Annotated in this window: 5 protein-coding genes; 4 read left to right on the forward strand and 1 reads right to left on the reverse strand. The window is 59.4% G+C overall.

The genetic code is table 11. The features are described from left to right. Window positions 1–264: 264 nt before the first annotated feature. Both ACFFAR_RS18650 and ACFFAR_RS18655 read left to right on the forward strand, forming a co-directional pair. Window positions 265–3078 (forward strand): EAL domain-containing protein, encoded by a 2814-nt coding sequence (locus tag ACFFAR_RS18650; protein ID WP_375508252.1) that lies wholly within the window; start codon window positions 265–267, stop codon window positions 3076–3078. Between the two features lie 4 nt (window positions 3079–3082). Then, a complete protein-coding gene (locus ACFFAR_RS18655; protein ID WP_375508251.1) occupies window positions 3083–4000 on the forward strand; it encodes an aldo/keto reductase in 918 nt (305 codons plus the stop codon). Between the two features lie 6 nt (window positions 4001–4006). Here ACFFAR_RS18655 and ACFFAR_RS18660 read toward each other — a convergent pair whose 3' ends face one another. After that, entirely contained in the window at window positions 4007–5542 is a 1536-nt protein-coding gene (locus tag ACFFAR_RS18660; protein WP_174363510.1) for an NADH-quinone oxidoreductase subunit M, read from the reverse strand. A 553-nt stretch (window positions 5543–6095) separates the two neighbouring features. Between ACFFAR_RS18660 and cyoA the strand changes: the two genes are divergently transcribed. Both cyoA and ACFFAR_RS18670 read left to right on the forward strand, forming a co-directional pair. Continuing rightward, window positions 6096–6983, forward strand: a complete 888-nt coding sequence (gene cyoA / locus ACFFAR_RS18665; protein WP_174363511.1) for a ubiquinol oxidase subunit II — start codon at window positions 6096–6098, stop codon at window positions 6981–6983. Window positions 6984–7046: 63 nt separating this feature from the next. Next, on the forward strand, window positions 7047–7888 hold an 842-nt coding region (locus ACFFAR_RS18670), incomplete at its 3' end, for a cbb3-type cytochrome c oxidase subunit I (protein ID WP_375508253.1).

The following is a 7888-nucleotide window of genomic DNA, read 5'->3' on the forward strand; positions in this document are numbered from 1 at the left end:
GGAGTCCCTCAAGCCGAATGCCGCATTTGCCGTAAATACACCTAAGTCCGGCAATTTAAGGGGTGCTTACTCAGACACCTTGCGAGCCGGTTATTTACGTCGACATCGAACAAAAGTGAGTCAAGAGCCGGCTAACGCCGCCGGCTCGGAGCGCCGATGAACGTCCATTCCGACAAGCTGTCCACGCTCGTGGCGGATGAAAGCGGCGATGCATCCGTCGCGGCATTCGCACGCCCTGCGCCCGATGCGCCCATGCGTGCAACGATGGATACCTGCATCGATTCGCTGTTGCGCAACGCCGCTACGCTCGCCGATACACCCTGCTGGGCCTGGTATCAGCCCGGCGCCGGCATGCACCTCGCGGCGCAGGGATCGCTCGACAATGCGTGGCCCGCCGTTCTTTCCGTCGACGAGTTTCACGCCTACTGCACGACTCATCGCCTGTGTCTCTGGCCAACCGGCAGCGGCGAAAACATTCTTGGCTGGCTGCTCGCACCGGCTGCCGAAGCGGCGAACCGCACACTGGCCGACTTCGCGAGAAGTCTCGGCGAGGCATTGCAAACCGATGCTCTCGCGCGCGCCCAGACCACGCAGCGCGTGCTCTACGAGATCGCGTATCTCGCGAGTTCGGTGCGCGATCGTTCCGAATTCCTGCTCGGCGTGCATCGGCAACTTGCAACGCTGATCGATGCAGAAAACTTTTATCTCGCGCTCTACGACCCCTCGAACAACGAGATCACGTACCCGTATTACGTCGATGTCATCGATACTTGCGCGCTCGATCCCGCCGCCTACGACACGCTCGATCCGTCGTGCCTGTCGCTCACCGGCCAGGTTCTGACCACGGGCCAGCCGCTCCTGATCGATGCCGCCGGCATTGCCACGGCCAAAACCGAAGGACGCTTCTTCTGCGTGGGCGACCGTCCGGAATTCTGGATGGGCGCGCCGCTCAAGAACGCATCCGACGAAGTGTTCGGCATGATCGCGATGCAGGTCTACCACGTCGCGCGAGTCTATAGCGTGGAGGATCGCGCGCTCTTCCTGGTGGTCGCGCGGCACGTGGCCATGGCGCTCGACCGGATCCTGCATCGCGCGGATCTCGAGGAGACCGTGTCGCGCCGGACGGCCGAACTGTCCGAGGTGAACCGCGCGCTGCGCCTTGAAATCGCGGAACGAAAACGCGCCGAGCATTTGCAGGGCGCGTTGTTCCAGATCGCCGAGTTGTCGAGCCGGCATGGCGACATGCTGGAGTTTTTCCGCAGCCTGCACGGGATCGTTGGCGAGTTGCTGTATGCACGAAACTTCTACGTCGCGCTGGTCGATATTGCTTCGGAGAACGTGTCGTTCCCCTATTACGTCGACGAACTCGTGAACACCATTCCGGCTCCGCGACGCGGCCGGCGCGGCCTCACCGAATACGTGATTCGCGAACGCCGTCCATGTCTCGTCGATCTTGCCGAAGCCGAACGGCTCGTGGACACGGGCGAAATTGAAAGCGCGGGTGAAAGCATCAAGCTGCGTTCCTGGCTCGGCATTCCGCTGTTCGACGGCGACCAGGTGCGCGGTGTGCTCGCGGTGCAAAGTTATTCGTCTCGCGTGCGCTATTCGAAGCGCGACCAGGAATTGCTGACCTTCGTATCGCGCCATATCGATACCGCGCTGTCGCGGCGCAGCGCGGCCGAAGCGCTGCACGCGGCTAACCTCGAACTCGAGGAGCGCGTGCAGAACCGCACCCGCGAACTCGACGACGCCAACGCGCGCCTGCAACACGAGAATTCGCACGATGCGCTGACTGGACTTCCCAACCGCAGTCACATGCTGCACCGGTTGCAGCAGGCATGGCGCGATCATCATCGCGACGGCGAGCAACTGGCGGTGATGTTTATCGACCTTGACCGGTTCAAGGTCGTGAACGACAGCCTCGGCCATCATTTCGGCGACCTGCTGCTGGTGCAGGCCGCGAGCCGTCTGCGCGGCTGCCTGCGCGACACCGACCTGCTCGCGCGGCTCGGCGGCGACGAGTTCGCGGTGCTGTCGCCGGGTGCATCGCTTGAGACCGCGGTCGGCATTGCCGAGAGAATCCTTGCCGCGTTCGACTTGCCGTTTCACATCGACGACCATGTGGTGTTTTCATCGTGCAGCATTGGCATCGTGAGCCCGGACGAGCAGTTTCACAAGGAACCCGCCGACCTGCTTCGCGACGCCGATACCGCCATGTATCGCGTGAAGAACGGTGGACGCGACAGCTTCGTGGTATTCAACCATGAGCTTCGGCGTGAGGTATCGGACCAGGTCGAACGCGAGGGCGCGCTGCGCAATGCGCTCAAACGCGACGACGAACTCGTACCCTACTTCCAGCCCATCGTCTGCGCGAGGTCGGGTCAACTCGTCGCGCTCGAAGCGTTGATCCGATGGCGCCAGCCCGACGGCAGCGTCATCGCGCCCGGCGAGTTCCTGCCGGCCGTAGAGGGTCTGCGCCTGATCGGGCGGCTCGACCTCTACATGCTCACGCGCGTGGCGATTATCCTCGCGCAGCCCGAGCATGCTGACTGGCCGCCGGTCCACGTGAACTGTTCGAGCTACAGCATGACGCGGGCCGAATTTGCCGACGATGTCCTCGCGCTGCTCGCGCGTCATGGCGTGGCGCCCTCGCGCATTTGCCTCGAACTGACGGAAGGCGCGCTCGTTGCCGAACCCGATCTCGCACGCCGTTCCATGCAGCGTCTCGCCGATCACGGCATGTTGGTCGTGCTCGATGACTTCGGCGCCGGGTTTTCATCGCTGAGTTATGTGCATCAGTATCGCTTTAGCGGCTTGAAGATCGACCGGTCGTTCATCTTCGAGCTGACCACGAGTCCGCGCAGCCGGGCAATCGTGCGTGCCATCGTGCGGATGGCGGAGTCGCTCGACCTGACCGTGGTCGCGGAAGGCGTGGAAGACGCAGCGACGCTTGCGGTACTGTGCGAGATGGGCGCGGCGCAGGCGCAGGGTTATTACTTCGCCCGTCCCATGCCATTGGAAGACCTCCTGCTCACCACGCTCGCGCCCCGCCTGCAGGTGCTGGCCCAGGAACCCTGACCGTATGCCAGTCGATGCGCTGCGCCGACAGCTCTTGTTGCTCGCCGCGAGCGGCACATTGCTGCCCTTCGCTGCCCGCCAGGCCCTCGCACAGACATCCATGATGAACAAGCGCGCGATTCCATCGACGGGGGAAATGCTGTCCGTGGTCGGCTGCGGCACATGGCGCACCTTCGATGTGGGCAACGACCCTGCAGCCCAGTCCCGGCTCGCGGACGTGCTGCAGATTCTCTTCGATAACGGCGGCTCGGTCATCGATTCATCGCCCATGTATGGCTCTTCGGAAGCCGTTGCGGGGTCGGTGCTGACACGCATCGACGGACACAAGCGCGCGTTCGTTGCAACCAAGGTCTGGACCGGGGGACGCGATGCCGGCATCGCGCAGATGGAGAACTCCTTGCGTCTCTGGCAACAGCCGCGCATCGACCTGATGCAGATCCACAACCTGCTCGACTGGCAGACGCAACTCGCCACGCTGCGCGACTGGAAAGCGCGTGGACGGATTCGTTATATTGGTGTGACGCATTACACGTCGAGTGCCTTCAGTGAAGTGGAAGCAGTGATGCGCTCGGAGAAGATCGATTTCGTGCAGATCAACTACGCCGCCGATGACCGCGCGGCCGAGGAGACCTTGCTGCCGCTGGCGAAGGAACGCGGCATTGGTGTGATCGTCAACCAGCCTTTTGGCGGCGGCGGTCTGCTTGGGCGGCTGAAAGACAAACCCGTGCCCGAGTGGAGCAAGGAGATCGGATGCACGACGTGGGCGCAACTGCTCCTCAAGTTCGTGCTCGCGCATCCGGCAGTGACGTGCGTAATTCCCGGGACCGGCCGGCCCGAATATATGCGTGACAACGTGCGCGCGGGGTTCGGTAGTTATCCGGATGAAGGGATGAGAAGGCGGATCGCGGAACTGGCCGCTTGATCAAGCCTACCCCGGTTCACGCGCCTTATCCGCCACCGCCCTTGCAACCGGAAGCACTTGCTCATCCGCCGGCTGCTTCGACTCCGATACCTGCTTGAGCAGATTATCCGCCGCCGGCTCGATCACGTCGGTGAGCGGTTTCGGGAAAACGCCAACTGCCAGCACGAGGATCGCCAGCGCACCGAGCGTCACGAACTCGCGCGTGCCGAGGTCAGGCAACTTCGCAACGCGATCGTTCCCAAGCGGTCCATAGATCGTGCGCTTGTACATCCATAGCGTGTACGACGCGCTCAGCACGAGCGTGGTGCAGGCGAGCGCACCAATCCAGAAGTTGAACTTGATCGCGCCCATGATCACCATGAACTCGCCGACAAAGCCCGACGTGCCCGGCAAGCCGACGTTGGCCATCGAAAACAGCATCATGAAAACGGCGAAGCGCGGCATCACATTGGCGACCCCTCCGTAAGCATGTATGGAACGCGTGTGCATGCGCTCCCACAACATGCCGATACCCAGAAACATCGCGCCCGAAACGAAACCGTACGAGATCATCTGCACGATCGCGCCGTCGAGACCGATCTGGTTGAACAGGAAGATGCCGAGCGTGACGAGACCCATGTGCGCGATCGCGGAATATGCGAGCAGCCGGCTCATGTCGGTCTGCGCCAGCGCGACGAGACTCGCATAGATCACCGCAATCAGCGACAACACGATGATGGTCGGCGCAAAGAAATGCGCGGCGTCGGGCGTGACCGGCAATGAAAACCGGATGAACCCATAAGCGCCGAGCTTGAGCATGCCGAGCACCACGGACGCGCCCGTAGGCGCTTCCAGATGCACTTGCGGCAACCATGTGTGGATGGGCCACATTGGCACCTTGACGGCGAACGCGGCAAAAAATGCGATGAACAGCAAGACCTGCGCCGTGAAGCCCAGGGGCAACGCCTGCCATGCCGCAAGATCGAATGTATGCGAGCGATGAAACAGGTACAGCATCGCCATCAGCAACATGAGCGAGCCGCCGAGCGAAAAGAAGAAGAACCTGAACGCCGCCATCGCGCGGTCCTTGCCGCCCCACGAACCGATCAACAGGTACATCGGGATCAGCGTGGCTTCGAAGAATATGAAGAACAGCATGCCGTCGAGCGACGTGAACACACCCACCATCAGCCCGGACAAGAACATGAACGACGCGAGGTACTGGCTGCACCGTGTCCTGATCGCAGACCACGATGCAAGCACCACGATCAGCGTGGTGAATGCGGTGAGCACCGTCAGCCACATGGAGATGCCATCGACGCCGAGATGGTAGGAAATGTCGAAATCGGGCAGCCAGTTGATCCGCTCGACGAACTGCATGGAGGACGAATGCTTGTTGAACGCGGCGATCAACGGCAAGGTAATGGCAAAGCTCAGCGCGGCGCCGGCAAGTGCAAGCCAGCGGGCAGGCATGGGATTGGCGTCTGAGCCGATCGCCAGGATCGCCACGCCGAAGGCCATGGGAATCCAGATTGCGAGACTGAGCAGCGGTATGGAGTGCATCTTCTTGATCGACCTTGGGAAACTGCGGTAACTGGACACATTGCAGAACCGCTGCGCCCGTGGCATGACCCCGCGCTGCAATCGGCGGCGCAATCATAGAGACGTTAAAAAGTGCGCGCATCTCTATTTAATCTTTCAGATTCCTTTCCGATCCGGCATTGACCCCGTCATCCCGGACACCCTCCCAGATGCCGCCTTCGGACTAAATCATTGATGCACTAGGTAAAAACCCTTAATACATTTATGGCTCAAAAGTAATGGAAATGAAACAAAGCGAATAACCGTCCATTCGGTCTTTCTATTTGATGCGACACTATGCCGCAGTCAATTAATGCTAATTTCAACGGGTAATATTTCGTGATAAACAATCCATACGAAATTCACTAAAATTTGAATGTCAATAAAGCTGCGACACCGCGCCGCAGTTTTTCGAGGGCAATTCATTTTTGCGGAAATTGGCACTAATCGTATCGATTCCGAAACGTTACCCTTCGGTCCGGAATAATAAAAATAATGGCGGAGACTGGAGATCCGACCTTCGGGGTTTATATAGATGAATGTAAAACGTTTAAAACCAATCTGTAATTATCTTCCTGCCCTTGCTTCGTTTCTCGTGTCTGGCTGCGATCTCGACGTTTTGAATCCCAAAGGCAGTGTTGGCGTAGCCGAGAAGTCGCTGATCGTGGACTCGACCATTGCGATGCTCATCGTGGTCGTGCCGGTGATTGCACTGACGGCGTGGTTCGCCTGGCGATATCGGGCATCGAACAAGACGGCGGCATACCTGCCGAAGTGGGCGCATTCCAACAAGATCGAAGTAGTGGTCTGGACGGTGCCGACCCTGATCATTGCGTATCTGGCCATATTGACGTGGAACAGCACTCACGCTCTCGATCCATATAAACCACTTCAATCTCAAATCAAGCCAATTAATGTGGAAGTCGTGGCGCTCGACTGGAAATGGCTGTTCATTTATCCGGATCTGGGTATTGCTTCAGTTAATCGACTTGAGTTTCCAGTTGGCACACCGGTTAATTTCCGGATCACATCTGACTCCGTAATGAATTCGTTCTTTATCCCGCAATTGGGCGGCCAGATTTACGCGATGGCGGGCATGCAGACCCAACTGCATTTAATAGCAAATGAAGCCGGTGACTACGCGGGCGAATCCGCGAACTTCAGCGGCAGAGGATTTTCGGATATGAAATTCCGAGCCATTGCGACATCGAATGCCGACTTTGAATCCTGGGTTCGCAAGGTGAAGGCATCGCCAACGCCACTCGACGCCGACGTGTACGGCGCCCTCGCCGCGCCAAGCGAAAAGAATCCGGTCGCCTATTACTCGCATGTCGGTCCGGTTTTGTTCAACAACATCATCGCAAAGTACAACAACGGGAACGTCCGCAGCACGACCGACCCGCGATGCGACACGAAGGGGTAAGACGTGGGAATCCTATTCGGCAAGCTGACATGGGCGGCGATTCCGTTCGACCAGCCCATCATCATGGGCGCGGGCGTCATGATGGTTATCGCGGCGCTGGCCGTGCTGGTCCCGGTGACCTATTACAAGAAGTGGGGTTATCTGTGGAATGAATGGCTGACGAGCGTCGATCACAAGAAAATCGGCGTGATGTATATCGTCATTGCGTTCATCATGCTTTTGCGCGGTTTCGCCGACGCCATCATGATGCGCACGCAACTCGCGCTCGCTTATCACTCACCCGGTTATCTGCCGCCTCATCATTACGACCAGATCTTCACGGCGCATGGCGTGATCATGATTTTCTTCATGGCCATGACCTTCATGGTCGGCCTGATGAATATCGTGGTGCCGCTTCAGATCGGCGCGCGTGATGTCGCTTTCCCGTTCATCAACTCACTGAGCTTCTGGATGACCGCGGTGAGCGTGGTGCTCATCAATATGTCGCTCGTGATCGGCGAGTTCGCGCAAACCGGATGGCTCGCTTATCCGCCGTTATCCGAATTGCAATTCAGCCCGGGCGTCGGCGTGGATTATTACTTGTGGAGCCTGCAGCTTTCGGGCGTCGGCACGCTGCTGACCGGCGTCAACTTCTTCGTCACCATCGTGAAGATGCGCGCGCCCGGCATGAGCTGGATGAAGATTCCCGTCTTCACATGGACGGCGCTCTGCACGAACGTGCTGATCATGGCGTCGTTCCCCATCCTGACGGTCACGCTTGCGTTGCTCGGCCTCGACCGCTATCTCGGCATGCACTTCTTCACGAACACGGCTGGCGGCAACCCCATGCTTTACCTCAACCTGATCTGGGCATGGGGACATCCGGAGGTGTACATCCTGATCCTGCCCGCCTTCGGCATCTTCTC

It is taken from the genome of uncultured Caballeronia sp., from assembly GCF_964243625.1.
Classification (GTDB): domain Bacteria; phylum Pseudomonadota; class Gammaproteobacteria; order Burkholderiales; family Burkholderiaceae; genus Caballeronia.

Excerpts from the sequence above, each read along its gene's own strand:
- ACFFAR_RS18650 (WP_375508252.1), top strand. The coding sequence starts at position 265 with ATGGATACCTGCATCGATTCGCTGTTGCGCAACGCCGCTACGCTCGCC.
- ACFFAR_RS18655 (WP_375508251.1), top strand. The coding sequence starts at position 3,083 with ATGCCAGTCGATGCGCTGCGCCGACAGCTCTTGTTGCTCGCCGCGAGC.
- ACFFAR_RS18660 (WP_174363510.1), bottom strand. The coding sequence starts at position 5,542 with ATGCACTCCATACCGCTGCTCAGTCTCGCAATCTGGATTCCCATGGCC.
- cyoA (WP_174363511.1), top strand. The coding sequence starts at position 6,096 with ATGAATGTAAAACGTTTAAAACCAATCTGTAATTATCTTCCTGCCCTT.